The sequence below is a fragment of the Microbispora sp. H10885 genome (assembly GCF_014161415.1).
Taxonomy (GTDB): Bacteria; Actinomycetota; Actinomycetes; order Streptosporangiales; family Streptosporangiaceae; genus Microbispora; species Microbispora triticiradicis.
Map to the genome: position 1 here is coordinate 649127 of NZ_JABBWY010000003.1, position 18134 is coordinate 667260.

Annotated in this window: 16 protein-coding genes; 9 read left to right on the forward strand and 7 right to left on the reverse strand. The window is 72.4% G+C overall.

The window, feature by feature from the left end; genetic code table 11:
* Positions 1-192: 192 nt before the first annotated feature.
* The 3 genes from HHX37_RS11005 to HHX37_RS11015 all read left to right on the forward strand — a co-directional run bounded on the left by HHX37_RS11005 (position 193) and on the right by HHX37_RS11015 (position 4984).
* Positions 193-2973 carry a helix-turn-helix transcriptional regulator gene (locus HHX37_RS11005; RefSeq protein ID WP_182885318.1) on the forward strand — a complete coding sequence of 927 codons (2781 nt, stop codon included), beginning with the start codon at positions 193-195 and terminating at the stop codon, positions 2971-2973.
* A gap of 197 nt (positions 2974-3170) precedes the next feature.
* Positions 3171-4760 (forward strand): acyl-CoA carboxylase subunit beta, encoded by a 1590-nt coding sequence (locus HHX37_RS11010; protein WP_220499464.1) that lies wholly within the window; start codon positions 3171-3173, stop codon positions 4758-4760.
* Entirely contained in the window at positions 4760-4984 is a 225-nt protein-coding gene (locus tag HHX37_RS11015; RefSeq protein WP_117409931.1) for an acyl-CoA carboxylase subunit epsilon, read from the forward strand. The genes HHX37_RS11010 and HHX37_RS11015 overlap by 1 nt, the downstream gene beginning before the upstream one ends.
* Before the next feature lie 81 nt (positions 4985-5065).
* Here HHX37_RS11015 and mftF read toward each other — a convergent pair whose 3' ends face one another.
* The 7 genes from mftF to HHX37_RS11050 all read right to left on the reverse strand — a co-directional run bounded on the left by mftF (position 5066) and on the right by HHX37_RS11050 (position 12127).
* Positions 5066-6526 (reverse strand): mycofactocin biosynthesis glycosyltransferase MftF, encoded by a 1461-nt coding sequence (gene mftF, locus HHX37_RS11020; protein ID WP_182885319.1) that lies wholly within the window; start codon positions 6524-6526, stop codon positions 5066-5068.
* Positions 6523-7347 (reverse strand): mycofactocin-coupled SDR family oxidoreductase, encoded by an 825-nt coding sequence (locus HHX37_RS11025; RefSeq protein WP_182885320.1) that lies wholly within the window; start codon positions 7345-7347, stop codon positions 6523-6525. Before HHX37_RS11025 ends, mftF begins: the two co-directional genes overlap by 4 nt.
* Entirely contained in the window at positions 7344-8138 is a 795-nt protein-coding gene (mftE, locus tag HHX37_RS11030; protein ID WP_182885321.1) for a mycofactocin biosynthesis peptidyl-dipeptidase MftE, read from the reverse strand. Before mftE ends, HHX37_RS11025 begins: the two co-directional genes overlap by 4 nt.
* On the reverse strand, positions 8131-9354 hold the full coding sequence (gene mftD, locus HHX37_RS11035; protein WP_117409935.1) for a pre-mycofactocin synthase MftD: 1224 nt from the start codon (positions 9352-9354) through the stop codon (positions 8131-8133). Before mftD ends, mftE begins: the two co-directional genes overlap by 8 nt.
* Positions 9355-9371: 17 nt before the next feature.
* Positions 9372-10967, reverse strand: coding sequence for a mycofactocin radical SAM maturase (mftC, locus tag HHX37_RS11040; RefSeq protein WP_182885322.1), 1596 nt, complete (start codon positions 10965-10967; stop codon positions 9372-9374).
* Positions 10967-11065, reverse strand: a complete 99-nt coding sequence (gene mftA / locus HHX37_RS11045; protein WP_117409937.1) for a mycofactocin precursor MftA — start codon at positions 11063-11065, stop codon at positions 10967-10969. Before mftA ends, mftC begins: the two co-directional genes overlap by 1 nt.
* Positions 11066-11347: 282 nt before the next feature.
* Complete coding sequence (locus HHX37_RS11050; RefSeq protein WP_310740330.1) at positions 11348-12127, reverse strand: TetR/AcrR family transcriptional regulator; 780 nt, start codon at positions 12125-12127, stop codon at positions 11348-11350.
* Positions 12128-12222: 95 nt separating this feature from the next.
* Between HHX37_RS11050 and HHX37_RS11055 the strand changes: the two genes are divergently transcribed.
* The 6 genes from HHX37_RS11055 (at position 12223) to HHX37_RS11080 (ending at position 18027) form a co-directional block, all read left to right on the forward strand.
* Positions 12223-13446: a saccharopine dehydrogenase family protein gene (locus HHX37_RS11055; protein ID WP_182885323.1), complete on the forward strand. Its 1224-nt coding sequence runs from the start codon at positions 12223-12225 to the stop codon at positions 13444-13446.
* A gap of 476 nt (positions 13447-13922) precedes the next feature.
* Positions 13923-14948 carry a pentapeptide repeat-containing protein gene (locus tag HHX37_RS11060; RefSeq protein WP_182885324.1) on the forward strand — a complete coding sequence of 342 codons (1026 nt, stop codon included), beginning with the start codon at positions 13923-13925 and terminating at the stop codon, positions 14946-14948.
* A 129-nt stretch (positions 14949-15077) separates the two neighbouring features.
* Positions 15078-15401, forward strand: a complete 324-nt coding sequence (locus HHX37_RS11065) for a hypothetical protein (RefSeq protein ID WP_182882235.1) — start codon at positions 15078-15080, stop codon at positions 15399-15401.
* Between the two features lie 223 nt (positions 15402-15624).
* On the forward strand, positions 15625-16374 hold the full coding sequence (locus HHX37_RS11070; RefSeq protein ID WP_182885325.1) for a GntR family transcriptional regulator: 750 nt from the start codon (positions 15625-15627) through the stop codon (positions 16372-16374).
* Positions 16358-16585 carry an indolepyruvate ferredoxin oxidoreductase subunit alpha gene (locus HHX37_RS11075; RefSeq protein WP_079312946.1) on the forward strand — a complete coding sequence of 76 codons (228 nt, stop codon included), beginning with the start codon at positions 16358-16360 and terminating at the stop codon, positions 16583-16585. Before HHX37_RS11070 ends, HHX37_RS11075 begins: the two co-directional genes overlap by 17 nt.
* Before the next feature lie 14 nt (positions 16586-16599).
* Positions 16600-18027, forward strand: a complete 1428-nt coding sequence (locus tag HHX37_RS11080) for an ABC transporter substrate-binding protein (protein ID WP_182885326.1) — start codon at positions 16600-16602, stop codon at positions 18025-18027.
* The last annotated feature ends 107 nt before the right edge of the window (positions 18028-18134 follow it).

The following is an 18134-nucleotide window of genomic DNA, read 5'->3' on the forward strand; positions in this document are numbered from 1 at the left end:
TGTCCCGGTGCGGCCCGTCCCCGGTGCGCGAAATCCCGGTGAACTCCCAGCTCACGAGGTCATGGCCGGGGCGCGGGAGTGGGGATAAGCGCGCGATAGCGATCCAAAAGCGGCCGGCGAGACCATCGTCTCCAACAAGCAGGCAAGCGTCCATTCGTAAGGACGGAAGCTCAGCTGGAGGGGGCCCGCTTGATGAACTTGATTGAGAGAGACGAGGCACTGACCTCGTTACAGGAGATGCTGGCGGCCGCGCTGACGGGCAAGGGCAAGGTCGCGATGCTCAGCGGCACCGTCGCCACCGGGAAGAGCGCACTGCTCGACGCGTTCGCCGAGCAGGCCGTGGAGCTGGGCGCCCTGCCCGTCGCCGCGACCGCGTCCCGCATGGAGCAGGACCTGCCGCTCGGCGTGCTCGGCCAGCTCATCGAAGAGGCGCCGCTGGTGGAGGAGGAGCGCGTGCGCGCGCTCGCGCTGCTTGAGGAGGGCAAGCAGACCGCGATGAGCTCCGGGCTCGCCTCCGAGACCCTGGACCAGGTGGACGCCCAGATCGCGCACGCTCTGTGCACCGTGCTGCTGGAGCTGTCGGAGCGCTATCCCCTGGTGATCGTGGTCGACGACGTGCACTACGCCGACCGTCCGTCGTTGCTGTGCCTGGCGTACCTCGCCCGGCGCGTACGCTTCGCCCGGATCATGGTGATCTTCAGTTACTCCGACTACGTGCGCAGCACCGACACCTTCTTCTGGACCGACCTGCTGCGCCAGCCGTACTGCGGTGTCGTGCAGCTCAACCCGCTGTCCCGGCAGGGCGTGCACACGCTCGTGCGCGAGCGCGCGGGCGAGGAGGTCGCGGTCCGCTTCGCGGAGGACTGGTACGCGTTCAGCGCCGGCAACCCGCTGCTGGCCGCCGCCCTCATCGAGGACTACCTCGGCGGGCCGCGGGAGAGGGACGGCGAGCCGGTGACGGACGAGCCGGTGGTCGGCGAGCGGTACGGCCAGGCCGTGCTGACCTGCCTGCACCGGGGAGAGCCCGAACTGCTCCGGATCGCCCGGTGCCTGGCGGTGCTCGGCGACACCGACTCGCTCGACCGGCTGCTCAGCCTGGGGCACACCCAGATCAGCAGGGCCATGAACGCCCTGACGGCCGGCGGCGTGCTCAGCGTGGGCCGGTTCCGGCACGAGTCGGCCCGTACGGCCGTGCTGGCCGAGGTGGGCCTCGACGAGCGCCGGGACCTGCACCGCCGCGCGGCCGAACTGGCGCACGCGGACGGCGCGGCCACGTCGGTGATCGCCGATCACCTCGTCCAGGCCGGCCCGATCGACGCGCCCTGGGTGGTGCCGGTGCTGGAGGACGCGGCCAGGGACGCGCTGCGCGAGGGCCGCACCGAGCGTGGCGTGGACTACCTGCGCCTCGCGTGGCAGGCGTGCACCGACGAGCGGCGCCGCCTCAAGATCGCCACGATGCTGGTGCGTGCCGAGTGGCGCATCAACCCCGAGGCGCCCGACCGGCACCTGGCCGATCTCACCGAGGCGATGCAGCGCGGTCACCTGCGCGGCAGCGACGGCGTGGTCCTGGCCCGCGCGCTGCTCTGGCACGGCCGGTACGACGACGCGCAGGACGTGATCGAGCATCTGACCACGGCCGGCTACGAGAGCGACCCCGAGACGGTGATGGAGCTCAACATCGCGCGCCCGTGGCTGCGCGCCACCCATCCCGCCTTCGCGTCCAAGCTCGGCGAGCCGCGCGCGGACACCGGAACCGCCCTGGTGTCGGTGGCCGCGGGGCGCCGTCTGGAGACGGCGACCGCGCTCGCGCAGGTGCTCGTCAACGGCCCGCACGAGGGCGCCCTGATCGCCGTCGAGCGCATCCTGCGGCTCGCGCGCCTGGACGAGATGTCGATGGACACCGTGGAGTGCGCGCTGCTCGCGCTCACCTACGGCGGGCAGGCGGAGAAGGCCGCGCCGCTGTGCGACCTGTTCAGCGTCGAGGCGTCCTCCCGGCGCGCCCCGAGCCGCCAGGCCAGGCTCTCGGCCATCCGCGCCGAGATGGCCGTACGGCAGGGTGACATGGTCAGCGCCGAGCAGTACGCGCGGGCGGCATTGGAGATCATGCCCATCACGAGCTGGGGTGTCACGGTGGGCAGCCCGCTCGGCAGCTTGGTGATCGCGCTGACCGCGATGGGCCGGTTCGACGACGTGCACGACATCCTCGACCGGCCCGTGCTGGACGCCATGTTCGAGAGCCGGTACGGCCTGCACTACCTGTACGCCAGGGGCCGCTACAGCCTGGCGGTCGGGCAGGCGGCACTGGCCCTGCGGGACTTCCAGCTCTGCGGCGAGCTGACCGGCAGGTGGGGCCTGGACGTGCCGGGCCTGCTGCCGTGGCGGGCCGGCGCCGCCGAGGCCTGCCTGCAGATGGGCCGTTCCGAGCAGGCCTCCCGCCTGATCGAGGACCAGTTGTCCCGCTGCAACTCCCGCACGCCGCGGGAGCTCGGCATGACGATCCGCCTGCTGGCGGCCACCAGCGAGCTGCGGCACCGGCCGATGCTCCTGCGCAAGTCCGCCGACATGCTGCAGAACGGCGGCGACCGCTACGAGCAGGCCCGCTCGCTCTTCGACCTGGCGGAGGCCTACCGCGGTCTGGGCGAGCACCGGAGAGTCGGCATGATCATGATTCGAGCGCGGGCCCTGATGAAGGAGTGCGGCGCCGAGATCGGCGGCGCGCAGGCGGCGGCCGAGACCGGCAAGCAGGCCTCCCCGGCTCTGAGCGGGGGCAGCGCGGCGCTGCTGAGCGAGGCCGAGCGCCGGGTCGCGGTGCTGGCCGCCGCCGGGCACACCAACCGGGAGATCGCCGGTGAGCTCTACCTCACGGTGAGCACGGTGGAGCAGCACCTCACCCGGATCTACCGCAAGCTCGACATCAGCAGCCGGGCCGACCTGCCCGCGGTCCTCGAGTTCGGCGGGGCCGCCGTCGGCTGAGTCGATCGTGGTCCCCCGGTGGCCGGCCCGTAGGGGGCCGGCCACCGCCGGACCGGAACACTGATATCCGGACCGTTTTCCGGTTCTATTCGGGACGCGTTTTATCGGCGCGGTCGCCGTCCTTTTTAGGGGTGTCGTGGCGTTGATCGGCCCCCTTACCCTGAGGGCACCCGGTTGTGCCGTCAGGAGGAATACATATGGGGACCGTGGTGACGCGGGTCAGCGACCTGCCGAAGGAATCGATGCGGGAACGGCTGGCGGATTTGCAGGTGCTCAAGGAGAGCATCCATTCAGGCCCGAGTGAGGAGGCGACCGCGCGCCAGCACGCCAAGGGCAAGCTCACCGTGCGGGAGCGCCTGGACGTGCTCCTCGACAGCGGGTCCTTCGTGGAGGTGGAGGCGTTCCGGCAGCACCGGGCCACCGGTTTCGGGCTGGAGCACCGCAGGCCGTACACCGACGGCGTGGTGGCGGGGTGGGGCAAGGTCTACGGCCGCGAGGTCATGGTCTTCGCCCACGATTTCCGGATGTTCGGCGGCGCGCTCGGTGAGGCGCACGCCGAGAAGATCCACAAGGTGATGGATCTGGCCGAGGCCGCCGGGGTGCCGCTGATCGGTTTGAACGACGGCGCCGGGGCCCGGATCCAGGAAGGTGTGACCGCGCTTGCCGGTTATGGCGGTATTTTCCGGCGCAATGTGCGGATGTCGGGGGTGATTCCGCAGATCAACGTCATGCTCGGCCCGTGCGCGGGGGGAGCGGCGTACTCGCCGGCTCTCTCCGATTTCGTGTTCATGGTGCAGAACACGGCCCAGATGTTCATCACGGGCCCGGACGTCGTGAAGGCGGTGACCGGTGAGGAGATCAGCGCCGACGACCTCGGTGGTGCGCGGGTGCACGGCACACTCTCCGGCGTGGCGGGGTTCGTCTGCCCGGACGAGGTGTCCTGTCTTGAGGAAGTCCGCTATCTGCTGTCCCTGCTGCCCGCCAACAACCAGGAACTGCCGCCGTCCATCACCTGCACCGACCCGGCGAACCGGCGCAACGACGCCCTGCTCGACCTGGTGCCGGCTGATCCGGCGATCTCCTACGACATGTCGGCGGTGATCGAGGAGATCGTCGACGACGGGGAGTTCTTCGAGTTCCACGCGGGCTGGGCGCAGAACCTCATCTGCGGGCTGGCCAGGTTCGACGGTCACGTCACCGGCATCATCGCCAACCAGCCCGCCCACCTGGCCGGGGTGCTGGACATCAAGGCCTCGGAGAAGGGCGCGCGCTTCATCCAGATGTGCGACGCCTTCAACATCCCGCTGGTCAGCCTGGTCGACGTGCCGGGCTTCCTGCCCGGGACCGACCAGGAGCACGGTGGCATCATCAGGCACGGCGCCAAGCTGCTCTACGCGTACTGCGCCGCGACCGTGCCGCGCATCTCGATGGTGCTGCGCAAGGCGTACGGCGGCGCGTACATCGTGATGGACTCCAGGTCGATCGGCGCGGACCTGTCCTTCGCCTGGCCGACCAACGAGATCGCGGTCATGGGCGCGGAGGGCGCGGCCAACGTCATCTTCCGCCGGGAGATCGCCGCCGCGCCGGACCCGGTCGAGGCGCACGCCCAGCGGGTGGAGGAATACCGCAGGCAGCTCATGCACCCCTACTACGCCGCCGAGCGCGGGCTGGTCGACGACGTCATCGACCCGAGCGAGACCAGGGCCACCCTGACCAGGGCGCTCGGCCTGCTGCGGGCCAAGCAGGCGTCGGGGCCGCGGCGTAAGCACGGAAACCCCCCGATGTGATGGGCGCCGAACTGCGGGTGGTCGCGGGAAATCCCACCGAGGAGGAGATCTGCGCGCTGGTGTGCGCCCTGTACGCGGTCGCGGCGGACCGTGCGGACGGCGCGGAACCCGGGCCGGTCGCCGGGCCGAAGAGGCACCGGCCCCGGCTGCGCCTGCCGGACTACGGGTCGCCCCGGTCCTGGGTGGCGTGCCACCGAACCGACGCGCTCACCGGTGTCCGGTGACGTCGCAGCCGCCGCCCCGGGTGCTCCCGGGGCGGCGGCTCACCACGTTCTTCAGGCGGCCGGTCTCCCGGCGGCCGGCTTCTAGGCGGACGGCCTCGACGAGCGCGTCTTCCACCGGATGTCGGGCAGCAGGGCGCGCACCGAGCGCCCGCGGATCGCGCCGAGCCACAGGCCGGACCCGTACGCCGCGTCGTCCAGGCGCCGGGCCACGGCGTAGCGGACCGGGTCGAGGTGCGCGCCAGTGCGCCGCAGATCGGTGAGCGCGTCCATCACGGCCACGGCGGCCACGGCCCGGCGGAGCCTCCTGGACAGCAGGCAGCCGACGGCGGCGAGCGGCCACCAGTGGCGGAGCAGCAGCGCCGCCGCCTGCCAGACGGCCGCGACGGCACCGTCGGACGTCAGCGTCAGGGCGAGGCGCACCGGGTGCTCGCTCCGCCTGACCTTGGCCGACATCGTCGCGGCCGTGCCCGCGAAGATCAGCGCCGCGGCCGGCAGCGACCACCGCCGCTGCGCCAGCAGCGCCAGCACGAAGGCCGCGCTCCAGGGCGCCAGCACCGCGGGGGCCACGTCGCGGCCATGCCGCCGGGCGAGCAGGTCGGCTCCGGTGCCGTAGAAGGCCTTGCGCCGCAGCCAGTCGTGGACCACCGTGCGGTGCTCGTGCCGCACCGTCGCGGCCGGCTCGTAGCGCACCCGCCAGCCCGCCCGCGCCAGCCGCCACACCAGGTCGACGTCCTCGCCGACGCGCATCTCGGCGCTGAAGCCGTGGCCGAGGGCGTCGGCCCGCGCCAGCAGGAACGCGCTCGGGACCCAGGAGACCGGCGCCCTCGGGCGTACGATGCCCGGATCGAGGCCCAGGTCGAGGGAGGACCGCGCGTCCTCGTAGCGGAGGATCCAGCGGGCCCGGCCGGGCAGGCGGAGCCCCAGCACGCGCGGCGCCACCACGGCCACCCGGGGGTCGGCGAAGTGCCGGAGCAGGGTCGGCAGCGTGCCGGGTTCGAGGACAACGTCGGAGTCCGCGAAGGCGACGTAGGGCGTGGTGACCCGGCGCAGGCCCGCGTTGCGGGCGGCGGCGGGGCCGACGTTCTCCGCCAGCGCGACGAGCACCGCGCCGTGCGCCGCCGTGACCTCGGCGACGGCCTCCGGGGCGGCCGACGCGTCGTCCACCACGATCACGCGGTGCCGGTCGCCGATACCCGACAGCAGCCGGTCGAGCGCGGCGGGCCGGTCGCGCACCGGCACGACCACCGTCACCTGCGAGGGGTCGAGACCGGGCAGGTCCCCGACGACAGGGTCGGCCAGGCCTGCCTCCAGCAGCCGGTCGGCGAGCAGGGCGGAGACGCGGTCGCGGACCCGCAGCGTGCGGCCATCGAACAGGTCCGCGGCGGCCGGGGTGAGGTACATGACCCGCGTCGGCGCGCCACCCACCAGGGTGCGCCCGCCGTCGCGGACCCGGACACGCCGGTTCAGCCGGACGGTGAAACCGTCCGGAAGCCGGCCGGGCACCCGTGGGTCCGAGTCGCGGGTGATCTGATCGTGGGTCATGGCGTGAAGCCTCCGTCCGCCGATATCACCGATCCGTTGACGACGCCTCCCTCGCGAGAGCAGCAGAACGCGATGGTCTCGGCGATCTCGGCGGGCTCGATCAGACGGCGCAGCAACTGGGACGAGGCGAAGTCCTCGACGCCGTCCAGGCCGTACACCTCGGCGGTGGCGACGAGCATCGGCGTGCGGGTCGAACCGGGGGAGACGGCCGCCGCGGTCACCCCCGTGCCCACCAGGTCGGCGGCGAGGCCGCGCACCAGCCCGACCACCGCGTGCTTGGCCATCGTGTACGCCGACAGGCGGAACAGCCCGTGCGAACCGGCCGCCGAGGCCACCGCGACGAACCGGCACGCCCCCGGCTCGGGCCCCGCCAGCATGTGCGGGACGCACTCCGCGGCGGTGTTCCACACCCCGAGCACGTCGGTCTCCCACAGGGCGCGGACGTGCGCGTCCGGGGTCTCCCACAGCGGCAGGCCGCCGGCCATGACCGCCGCGGCGGCCACGGCCGCGTCCAGCCGGCCGAAGCGGTCCGCCGCCACGGCGGCGGCGCGGGCGAGCGCGTCGCGGTCGCGCACGTCCGCGATGTACGGCACCACCACGCCGGGGTGGTCGTCGGCCAGCGACTTCAGGTCGGTGTCGGCCGCGAGCGGATAGGTCACCCCGGCGGGCCGCGCCGGGCCGTCCGCCGCGCACGAGTCGACCGCGACCACGCGGTAGCCCCTGGCGCACAGCGCCCGCACGACGGCGGCGCCGATCCCGCGGGCCGCCCCGGTCACCAGGGCGACCCGGAAGCCGCCGTCCTCGCCGCTCACCTGGCTCATGCCGGAGAGGCCGTCGCGGCCGCGGGCCCGGGTGTGGGTGCGGGGGCGGGTGCGGGGGCGGGGGCGGGCAGGAGGCGGCCGGTGTGGTCGGCCCGTCCGTGCCGGACGCGGGCGGCCACGTCGTCGGCCATCCGGTCGAGCAGGCGGCGTCCCTCCCCGGCGGTGGCCGTGGTCGGGTCGCCGAGCACGCCGGAGGGTGACACGGCGGCGACGCCCCTGGCCGCGAGCTCGGGCATGATCTCCGCGAGCGGGGCGAGGTTGCCCGGCTCCGCCTGGGCCATGTCCACCAGACGCGGGGCCAGGTGCAGCATGAGCGACGTCTCGGCGTGGCCGGCGTGGGCGTCGGCCGGCCCGGCCGCGCAGGGCGCCCAGCACACGTCGTGGCCTTCCTCGCGCAGCAGTGGCGTCGCGGCGGCGAGGGCGTCCAGGTTCCCGCCGTGACCGTTCACGATCACGACGCGCCCGGCCCAGCGGGACAGGGAGCGGACGAGTTCGACGAGCAGGAACCGGAGGGCGGCGGTCCCGATGGACATGGTGCCGGGGAAGTCCTGGTGCTCGCCGCTCGCGCCGTACGCGACGGGCGGCGCCACGAGGACGGGGTCGTCCGGAGCCACCGCGAGAAGGCGGGCGGCGGCGGCCCTCGCCACCGCCGCCGCGACCGCCGTGTCCGTGTGCAGGGGCAGGTGCGGGCCGTGCTGCTCGGTGGAGCCGAGCGGCACCAGCACGGTCGGCGAGGACGGCAGCGCGGGCCACGACAGCTCTGCCAGGCCGCCTTCGCCCCTCTCACGCATCGCCCGGAGACCCGATCTCCCTGGTGGAGCCGATCTCCCCGGTGAACCCGATCTCCCTGGTGAAGCCGGGCGGGACCAGCACGTCGCCGGGCTCCAGATCGTGGATCGACGCGCGGCCCAGACCGAGCAGCGCCGAGTCGATGCCGCCGCGCAGGATGTCGAGCACGTTCTCCACGCCCGCCTGGCCGTTCGCCGCCAGGCCCCACAGCGAGGCGCGTCCGATCATCACGGCCCGCGCGCCGAGCGCGAGCGCCTTGACCACGTCGCCCCCGCGCCGTACGCCGCCGTCGAGCAGCACCTCGGCCTGGCCGTCGACCACCCGCGCGATGCCCGGGAGCAGCCGGATGGTCGCGGGCGTGCCGTCCAGGTTGTTGCCGCCGTGGTTCGACACCGAGATCGCGGTGACCCCGGCGTCCACCGCGCGGCGGGCGTCGTCGAGCCGGGAGATGCCCTTGAGCATGAACGGGCCGTCCCACTGCTCGCGCATCCACCGGACGTCATCCCAGCCGGGTGGCGGGGTCCGCATCCACTCGCCGTACGCGCCGAAGAACGTCGGAGCCGGACGGCCGGGCTCCGCCACGTTGGGGACGGTGAGGTCGGGCAGCCGGCCGGTCCTGGCGAAGCCGAGCAGCCACCGCGGCCGGGTCAGGCCCTGCGGCGCGAAGCGGGCGAGCGCCTTCAGGTCCAGGCGTTCGGGGATCCACGGGCTGCCCCAGTCCCTGCCGTGGGAGAACGTCCAGTCCAGGGTCACGATCAGCCCCTTGACCCCGGCGGCGCGGGCCCGCTCCATGTGCGCGGCCATGGACTCGCGGGTGCCCATCCAGTACATCTGGAAGAAGGTCTGCGGGTTGGCGGCCACGACCTCCTCGACGGGCTTGCTCGCGAAGTTGCTCAGCCCCATGATCGTGCCGCGCGCCGCGGCGGCGCGTGCCACCGCCACCTCCCCGTCGGGATGCACGGCCTGCACCCCGGTGGGGGAGATGAGCACCGGCAGGGAGATCTGCTGCCCCATCACGGTGGTGGACAGGTCGCGCTTGGCCGGCAGGTCCGCCACGTGCGGCGCGAAGCCGAGTTCGGCGAACGCCGCCGTGTTGTCGCGGTACGTCCGGCCTCTCTCCGAACCGGCGAGCAGCGCGGAGTACACCGACTTCGGCAGGTGGCGCCGCGCTCTGCGCTGCGCCTCCGCAACCGTCTCGAACCAGGCGTTCGCGGCCACGAGCTATCGTCCTTCTGCTACACGTCGGATGAGGGGCTGAACCCGGCGAGCGGGCTCTCCGCGCACGCGTGCACGGGTGGGTGTACGGGTGGGGCGGCGGGGGAGGGCCGGCGTCCGATGCGCACCGGAACCGGCCCGGCTCCGGCCCGGCGGGCGCCGGGGCGGCGGGAGTGGTCCTGGCTGGGCCGGGGCACCGTACGGCCCGCAGCGGCGAGCGCGTCGGCGGCGTGCCCCTGCACGCATTCGGGGTCGGGCCCGTCGAGCGGCAGGCCGGTGAAGAACTTGGCGGCCATGCACCCGCCCCGGCAGGAGTCGAAGAACCCGCATCCGGTGCACGCGCCCGAGGTCTGCGGCGACCGCAGGTCCCCGAAGAGCTCCGACTCCCGCCACACGGCGGCGAACCCGCCGTCGGAGAGCACGTTGCCGGCGCGGAAGCGGTCGTGGATCGCGAACGGGCAGGCGTACACGTCGCCCAGGGGGTCGATCAGGCAGACCACCCGGCCCGCGCCGCACAGGTTCAGCCCCGGCAGCGACTCGCCGTATCCCGCGAGGTGGAAGAACGAGTCGCCGGTGAGGACGTTCTCGCCCGCGCGCAGCAGCCACTCGTACAGCTCACGCTGCTGGGCCGCCGTCGGGTGCAGTTCGTCCCACACGTCGGCGCCCCGTCCGGACGGGCGCAGGCGGGTGAGCCGGAGCGTCGCCCCGCGCTCGTCGGCGATGGCCTTGAACTCGTCGAGCTGGCCCGCGTTCTCCCGGGTCACGACCACCGACAGCTTCGCGTCGGCGAACCCGGCCGCGGCGAGGTTGTCGAGCGCCCGCAGCGCCGTCTCGTACGACCCCGGGCCGCGGACCCGGTCGTTGACCTCGGGGGTGGCGCCGTCGAGCGACACCTGCACGTCCACGTAGTCCGTGGCGGCCAGAAACCGCGCCCGCTCGGGGGTGAGTCGCGTCCCGTTCGTGGAGAACTTCACCCCGACCTGGTGGTTCACGGCGTACTGCACCAGATGCCAGAAGTCGGGCCGCACGGTCGGCTCCCCGCCGCCGATGTTGACGTAGAAGACCTGCATGGCCTGCAGCTCGTCGATCACCGCCTCGCACTGGGCGGTGGCGAGCTCACGCGGGTCACGCCGCCCCGACGACGACAGGCAGTGCACGCACGACAGGTTGCAGGCGTAGGTGAGTTCCCAGGTCAGGCAGATGGGGGCGGCCAGGCCGTACTCGAACCGCTTGGCCAGCGACCCGCTCGCCGTCCCGGACCGGGCCGGACCGTCCTGCGCTGCCGAGTTCTGTGCCGTCGAGTTCTGGGCCGTCGAATTCCGCGCTGCCGCGCTCCGGCTCTCCACCCGCCCGCGCGGCCTGATCATGTCCGCGCCGGCGAGGCCCCGCAGGGCCTCCGCGTACGCGGGCCACCGGCCGGCGGGAACGCCGGCACGGGTCAGCGCGGCACGGGCGTCGGGCTCGCCGGAGAGGTCGCGGAGCACCGAGACGAGCTCGGGGCGCTTGAGGAAGGTCAGCCGCCGGTTGCCGAAGTGGTAGGCCAGGGCCCCGAACGGCTCCGGCCGCAGGGCCACCCGGGGAGACAGCTCCCAGGCCTCGTCCAGGGGATCGTTCATCAGTAGACGCCGCACATGCCGTCGATCGACACCTCTTCGATCAGCGTCTCCGCCGTGAGCTCCTCCGTCGCCTCGGCCGGAACGGTCGTCTCCTCCATGGCTGCTCCTTCCTCGGGGCGCGGAACCTGGTTTCCGGAATAAGCGGATTTTTGGGGATAAGCCGGGTCTTCGGGATATTCGTGCGGCGAGAGCCGGACCGGGGCGTCCTCGCGGAATCGCCGGCGCTCTCGAGATGTGAGGGAAGGGACTACCGCCGCGACGGTCTCGATTCGAGCGGCCACGATTCGAGCCTGCTCGACCTGAGCGAACTCGAATGAGGCGACTCGCCTTTCTGCTGAAACACCAATCACACTAAAAGGAGTGATAGGCGTGGAAAACCCCTAGACACCCTTGTCCGGGTGGTCCCGGCCCCCGCCCCGTGCCGTCCGGGGTGCGGGGCGGGGGCGCGTGAGTCGCGACGCGGCGCTGTCGAGGAGCATCTCCAGGGCGGCGGGGTAGGCGCTGTCGTTCATGCGGGCGACCAGCAGAGGGGCGACCGCCGCGATGTTGGGGTGGGTGGCCCGGGGCAGCCGGGCGTAGGTCGCCCGCCAGATCTCCTCGTCGGCTTCGCGCGCCTCGGCGGGCAGCGCCAGGGTGGCCGCGTCCAGCGCCGCGAAGGCCAGCGTCATGTCGATGAAGGTGTGGTAGACGCCGACCGCCTCACGGTCGGGGAACCCCGCGCCGCGCAGCAGCCCGAGGATCGCCTCGTCGGCCGCGATCTCGTGCGACTTGCCGCTGATGCGGCTGGCGGTCAGCACCGCGGCCTGCGGGTGTTCGAGGTAGGCGGCGTGGATGCGCAGGCCCAGGTCGCGAAGGCCGGCGCGCCAGTCGCCGCCGCCGCTCCAGCCGGCCATCGCCTGCCCGATGAGCATGTCGCCGATGGCGAGGGTCAGGTCGTCCACGCCTCTGAAGTAGCGGTAGAGCGTGCTGGGATCGGCCCCCAGGGCGATGCCGAGCCGCCGTACGGTGAGGCCGGCCGGGCCGTGCTCGCGCAGCATGCGCAGCGCGGTCCGCACGATCAGGCCCTCCGAGAGGACCACCCCGTTCTTCGTCGGGCGGCGCCGCTGGCGCGCCGACTCGCCCACCACCGGCTTGGGCACGGCGTCCCCCTCTCTCCTCACCGCCCACCTTATGCCAACGCCATTGACGTTCGGGGTGGGGGTGGCGTTGGATCGGCACATCAGGGGCGTTTGTCCAAGAAAGGGATGTTTGTACCATGCGCGTGCTGCTTGTCGGAGCCGGTGGAGTGGGTACGGCGATCACCCGGATCGCGGCCCGCAGATCCTTCCTCGAACACATGGTCGTCGCCGACTACGACCTGTCCCGTGCCAAGGCGGCCGTCGCCGCGCTCGGGGAGACGGGGGATCGCTTCAGCGCCTGCCAGGCCGACGCGGGTGACGAGGCCGCGGTCGCGGCGCTGCTGGCCGAGCACCGCTGCGACGTCCTCCTCAACGCCACGGACCCGCGGTTCGTCATGCCGTTGTTCCGGGCGGCGCTGGCGGCCGGCGCGCACTACCTGGACATGGCGATGTCGCTGTCGCGGCCCCATCCGGACCGCCCGCACGAGGAGTGCGGGGTCAAGTTGGGCGACGCCCAGTTCGAGACGGCCGCGGAGTGGGAGCGGGCGGGCCGGCTCGCGCTGGTCGGCATGGGCGTGGAGCCGGGGCTTTCGGACGTGTTCGCCCGGTACGCCGCCGACGAGCTCTTCGACCACATCGAGGAGATCGGCGTGCGGGACGGCGCCGACCTCACGGTCGACGGACACGACTTCGCGCCGTCGTTCAGCATCTGGACCACCATCGAGGAGTGCCTGAACCCCCCGGTCGTCTACGAGTCCGGGCGGGGATGGTTCACCACCCCGCCCTTCAGCGAGCCCGAGGTGTTCGACTTTCCCGAGGGCATCGGCCCGGTCGAGTGCGTCAACGTCGAGCACGAGGAGGTCCTGCTCATGCCCCGCTGGGTCGACGCCGGGCGGGTGACCTTCAAGTACGGGCTGGGCGAGGAGTTCATCGGAACGCTGCGGACCCTGCACCTGCTCGGGCTGGACCGCACCGAGCCGGTCCGGGTCGCCGGCGCGGACGGCGTTCCCGTCGAGGTCTCCCCGCGGGACGTGGTCGCGGCGTGCCTGCCCGACCCGGCGACGCTCGGGGAGCGCATGCACGGCAGGACGTGCGCGGGCACCTGGGTCAGGGGCACCAGGAACGGCGGCCCGCGTGAGGTCTACCTCTACCACGTGGTCGACAACCAGTGGTCGATGCGTGAGTACGGCTCCCAGGCGGTGGTATGGCAGACCGCCGTCAACCCGGTCGTGGCCCTCGAACTGATGGCCTCCGGCGCCTGGTCCGGCGCCGGAGTCCTGGGCCCCGAGGCCTTCCCGCCGCGGCCCTTCCTCGACCTGCTCACCGAGTACGGCACCCCCTGGGGCATGCGCGAGCAGTGACCCCGGCGCGGGGCGTGCCCGCTTCCGTCAGAAGATGCCCGTGACGACGTTCGACCGCCTGGATGGTGACGCCGTCGCCGTCGACGAACCTGGCTCGTACGTAGGCTTCTTCGGTGACGTCGTTGAGAAGGCCGTCATCCTCGTTCAGCCAGCTCCCGGGCTCCTCCTGCCACTGTGTCAGATCGCGCTCGACCAGGCTCCGGATGGGCGGCGCTGGGGCGAGCCGCGGGCTGGGATCAAGGCGTACGCCCGGCGCGCGGACGCGCAGGCGGCACGCGGCGACCTGCCGCTGCGGCCTCGCCCTGGTGCGCGAGGCCCTGGCCAACTCCCAGCGCTGGGCGAAGCCGTGAGGCACTGGGAGATGACCGCGCCAGGCGCCGTCCGAGCGGGACGCGGTAAGAGGTTTCGGCAGCAGGGTCTGGCACCAGACCCATCAGTCGGCCGTTGTGCAAGGTGTGAGATTTCCCCGACTCATAATGATCGCGCTCGGGCTGGTCCTCGCCGTCGCGCTGGGCTGGGTACTCGGTCCGGGTGCCGCCTGGGTGCTGGCCCACTTCGACGGCGTGAACGGCATTGTCGGCAAGGACCTGGCCGCAGCGCTCGATGCGGTACGCGGGCGCGCATTAGCGGTCGCCACTGGAGTGATTGCGCTGGCGGCCGTGTTCTACACGGCGCGCAACGCCGACACCGCCCGGCAGGGGCACATCACCGACCGATACACGAAGGCGATCGAGCAGCTCGGCTCGGACAAGCTCGACATCCGCCTGGGCGGCATATACGCGCTGGAGCGGATCGCCCGAGACTCGGCCCGCGACCACCCCACCGTCATGGAGGTGCTGGCGGCCTTCATCCGCGAGCACTGCCGGGATTGCGATAGTCCCGACCAGCAGGACGGCGAGGAGCGGACAGCCTGTGATAGACAGGCCGGTCCACCGCTTGGTGTGCATAGTTCGCCTCGTGTTCCTGGAACCGATGTCCAGGCTGCCCTGACTGTGATAGGTCGCCGTGATCACCGTCAGGATCGGGACCGTATCGATCTCTTTGACGCGGACCTCCGCCGCGCGTTCCTCACCGGTGCCGACCTTCGCCGGGCGAACCTCTCCGGCACGAACCTATCCGACGCGAACCTCTCCAAGGCGGACCTTCGCGACGCGGTCCTTGTCCACGCGGACCTCCGCCACGCTAACCTCCAAGGACATAATCTCGGTCCAGGTGCGGACCTTCGCGATGCGCTTCTCGTCGGCGCGGACCTACGCGGCGCGAAACTTTCCGGTGCGGACCTACGCGGCGCGTTTCTCATCGGCGCGGACCTACGCGACGCGCATCTGTTCGCCGCAGACCTTCGCGGCGCGCAACTTCGCGGCGCGCAGATCTACGTCGGTGACCTCCATGGTGCGAAGGTCACCAAGGAGGACGTCCGCGGCGCGAACCTCCTCGACGCACCTTCTACCGATGCGCAGGAAGCTTCGCCGAGCCCGGAGGAGACGTGGCCCGGCGAGTAGCAAGTTCCGCGCGAACGCCACGGCCCGCATCGCGCCCGCCCGCGTCCCGGTCTCCCGCAGCGCCGCCGCCAGTTCGATCACCTCGCCGTACGGCGTCGGCCGTAGAGCAGTTACTCCACCGCGCAGGAGGTGGGAGTCGAGGATCGCGGTGGCCAGGGGCGGCTCGTCGCGGGTCCGGCGCAGCTCCAAGCGGAGCTGCGGATACCGCTCGCCCCGGTTGTGCGCGACCAGCCCCCGCAGTGTGACCAGGCCGAGGACCTGCCGATCCGTCTCGCCTGCCGTCACGAGGCCGCGCGCCTGCTCCGAGACCGTGCGCTGAAGGCCCGGAACCGGAACTTCGCCAGTTCCGGATCGCCCTTCACGGCGTTCAGGGCCGCGAAGAGCGTGGGGGTGTCGACGCCGTTGCGCGGTGCGCGGGTCTGCGCTCACGGTTACGGCGGCGTCTACCGGTGACCGGCGACGGGAGGAGAGTAGGAAGCCTGCCTTCCCGCTCCTTCCCCGGCTCGGTCTCCGGGTCATGCCGGATGCTGCCGACGCCTGCCGAGGTGGCGGAGGGGTGGCGGTTCTCGGCTGTCTTCGGGCGTACCGCCAGGTCAGCGGTGCATGGATGCCGCCTGGGGTGGCGTAATCCGGCTGTTATCCATATATCCCTACCGGGAAGCTAGGCTTCTTTCCCATGGAGCTGGCGGATGCGAGACGGCGGCGGGCGGACCGGGCCCGCCAGGTGGCCGACCTGCTGCGGTGCGAGATCGTGCGCGGTGGTTTCGACGACGGTCACCTGCCCCTGGAGGCCGCTCTCGCCCGGGAGTTCGGGGCCTCGCGCAACACCGTCAGGGACGCCCTTGACCTGCTCAGGGACGAGGGCCTCATCGCGCGGTGCCCGGGAGTGGGCACCACGGTCGCGGCGGAGAAGTACCCGCACGGCCTGTACCGGCTGCTCGGCCTGGCCGAGACGCTCCGGGAGCACGGCGAGGTGACGAACGAGGTCCGCGCCATGGGCCTCATCCCGCCTCCCGCCGCGGTCCGGCAACGGCTCGACCTGCCCGAGGGCGAGCCCGTCGTCTACATCGAGCGGCTGCGCAGACTCGACGGGCTGCCGCTCTCGCTCGACCTGACCTATCTCGTACGAGAGCTCGGCGAGCCGCTCTTCGACGCCGACCTCGTGCACAACGACGTGTTCGTGCTCCTGGAGCGGATCGCCGGGCGGCCGCTCGGCGCGGCGGAGCTCACGATCGAGGCCGTCAACGCCGACGCCCACACCGCCGCCGTCCTCGACGCGCCGCGCGGAGCGGCGCTGCTGATGGTCGAGCGCCTCACCCACCTTTCCGACGGCCGCCCCGTGGACCTGGAGTTCGTCCGGTTCCGCGGCGACCGTCTCACCATGCGTGGCCATCTCTGGAGGAACACCGATGACCCTGGTCAATAGCCGCGTCGACGTGCCCGTGACGATCGACGAGTCGCTGTGCATCGAGGGCTGCACGCTGTGCGTGGACGTCTGCCCGCTCGACTCACTGGCCATCCACGAGGTCAGCGGCAAGGCGTACATGCACGTGGACGAGTGCTGGTACTGCGGCCCCTGCGCCGACCGGTGCCCCGCCGACGCCGTCACGGTGAACATCCCCTACCTGCTGCGATAGAAGGACATCCCCCCATGCGCACAATCTTCGCCACCGTGGCGCTGCTGGCCGCGGCCGCCGGCGCCCTCTCCGGATGCTCCGTCTCCGCGGGCGCCGACGACGGCAAGGAGACCGTGGTCGTCGGATATCAGTCGAAGACCATCAACACGGTGACGGCCGGGACGCTGCTGCGCGGCCTCGGCTACTTCGAGAAGCGCCTCGGCGGCAGGTACCGGGTCGAGTGGCAGGACTACGACACCGGCGCCCCGATCACCGCCAAGATGGTGGCCGGGAAGATCGACATCGGGTCGATGGGCGACTACCCGCTCCTCATCAACGCCTCCCGCACCCAGGGCGTGTCCGCCGCCCGGACCCGGCTCGTGTCGGCGACCGGCTACAACCTGCGCGGCGGGCTCAACTCGGTGGTGGTCGCCCCGTCGTCGAAGGCGCGCACGCTGGCCGACCTGAAGGGCGGGAAGGTGTCGGCCAGCTCCGGGTCGGCGGGCCACGGCACGCTCGTCCAGGCGCTTGAGCGGGCCGGGCTCGACCCCGCCACCGACGTGGAGGTCGTGAACCAGCAGCCGCCGGTGGGCGCCTCCGCGCTGCAGTCGGGCAACGTGCAGGGATACGCCCAGTTCGTGGCGTGGCCGGGACTGCTCGTCTTCAAGAACCAGGCCCGGCTCGTGTACGACGGGTCGGCACTCGACGTGCCGACGTTCCACGGCGTCGTGGTGCGGGAGGCGTACGCGAAGGAGCGGCCCGACGTGCTCCAGGCGTTCCTGCAGGCGCAGATCGACGCCACGAAGTACCTCCACGAGCACCCCGTCGAGGCCGCCGAGGCGGTCGCGAAGGCGACCGGGCTCCCGGCCGAGGTCGTCTACCTCTACAACGGGCGCGACGGCATCGCCACCTTCGACGTCACGCTGAAGTCCCGGCTCCTCGCCGCGCTGGACCACGACCAGAAGTACCTGAAGTCCATCGGCACCGACTTCAAGGGCGTCGACGTGGCGAGGTTCGCCGACGACTCCTATGTCCGGAAGGCGTACGGCGCCTCCTACGACGCCGACGCCGCGGGCACCGTCAACGCGGCGCGCATCACCGGGACCGACGCCGCCTGCGGCACCACGGCCGGCGACCCCGCGAAGGCGGGCGAGCTGTGGCTGACGGGGGAGGGCACGCTCCGTCCCGCGGCCACGCCGACCTGCCTGCTGCGGCAGATCGCCGCCGCCACCTCGGGCGGCGGGTCCGTACGGGCGGCGTACGTGCCGGACGCGGCCACGGGCACGCACTGGTTCGCGGACCGGTCCGTCTGGGTGCGCGATCCCGCCGCGGACGAGAACGAGAGGTTCAAGCCCTTCACCACCCGCGACGGCGCGGAGGCGTTCGTGAAGGAGCACCCCCGGGCGGCGGTCGTCGGCTACGACGAGGCGCTGAAGGCCGCGGCGGGAGGTGCGTCGCGGTGAGCACCCCGGCGCCGGCCGCGTCTCTCGCTCCGCAGTCCCCGGCATCGGAGCCCTCGGCATCGGGCCCCCCGGCGTCGGAGCCCCCGGCTTCCGGTGCCGTCCCGGCG

Excerpts from the sequence above, each read along its gene's own strand:
- HHX37_RS11005 (WP_182885318.1), top strand. The coding sequence starts at position 193 with ATGAACTTGATTGAGAGAGACGAGGCACTGACCTCGTTACAGGAGATG.
- HHX37_RS11010 (WP_220499464.1), top strand. The coding sequence starts at position 3,171 with ATGGGGACCGTGGTGACGCGGGTCAGCGACCTGCCGAAGGAATCGATG.
- HHX37_RS11015 (WP_117409931.1), top strand. The coding sequence starts at position 4,760 with ATGGGCGCCGAACTGCGGGTGGTCGCGGGAAATCCCACCGAGGAGGAG.
- mftF (WP_182885319.1), bottom strand. The coding sequence starts at position 6,526 with ATGACCCACGATCAGATCACCCGCGACTCGGACCCACGGGTGCCCGGC.
- HHX37_RS11025 (WP_182885320.1), bottom strand. The coding sequence starts at position 7,347 with ATGAGCCAGGTGAGCGGCGAGGACGGCGGCTTCCGGGTCGCCCTGGTG.
- mftE (WP_182885321.1), bottom strand. The coding sequence starts at position 8,138 with ATGCGTGAGAGGGGCGAAGGCGGCCTGGCAGAGCTGTCGTGGCCCGCG.
- mftC (WP_182885322.1), bottom strand. The coding sequence starts at position 10,967 with ATGAACGATCCCCTGGACGAGGCCTGGGAGCTGTCTCCCCGGGTGGCC.
- mftA (WP_117409937.1), bottom strand. The coding sequence starts at position 11,065 with ATGGAGGAGACGACCGTTCCGGCCGAGGCGACGGAGGAGCTCACGGCG.
- HHX37_RS11055 (WP_182885323.1), top strand. The coding sequence starts at position 12,223 with ATGCGCGTGCTGCTTGTCGGAGCCGGTGGAGTGGGTACGGCGATCACC.
- HHX37_RS11060 (WP_182885324.1), top strand. The coding sequence starts at position 13,923 with ATGATCGCGCTCGGGCTGGTCCTCGCCGTCGCGCTGGGCTGGGTACTC.
- HHX37_RS11070 (WP_182885325.1), top strand. The coding sequence starts at position 15,625 with ATGGAGCTGGCGGATGCGAGACGGCGGCGGGCGGACCGGGCCCGCCAG.
- HHX37_RS11075 (WP_079312946.1), top strand. The coding sequence starts at position 16,358 with ATGACCCTGGTCAATAGCCGCGTCGACGTGCCCGTGACGATCGACGAG.
- HHX37_RS11080 (WP_182885326.1), top strand. The coding sequence starts at position 16,600 with ATGCGCACAATCTTCGCCACCGTGGCGCTGCTGGCCGCGGCCGCCGGC.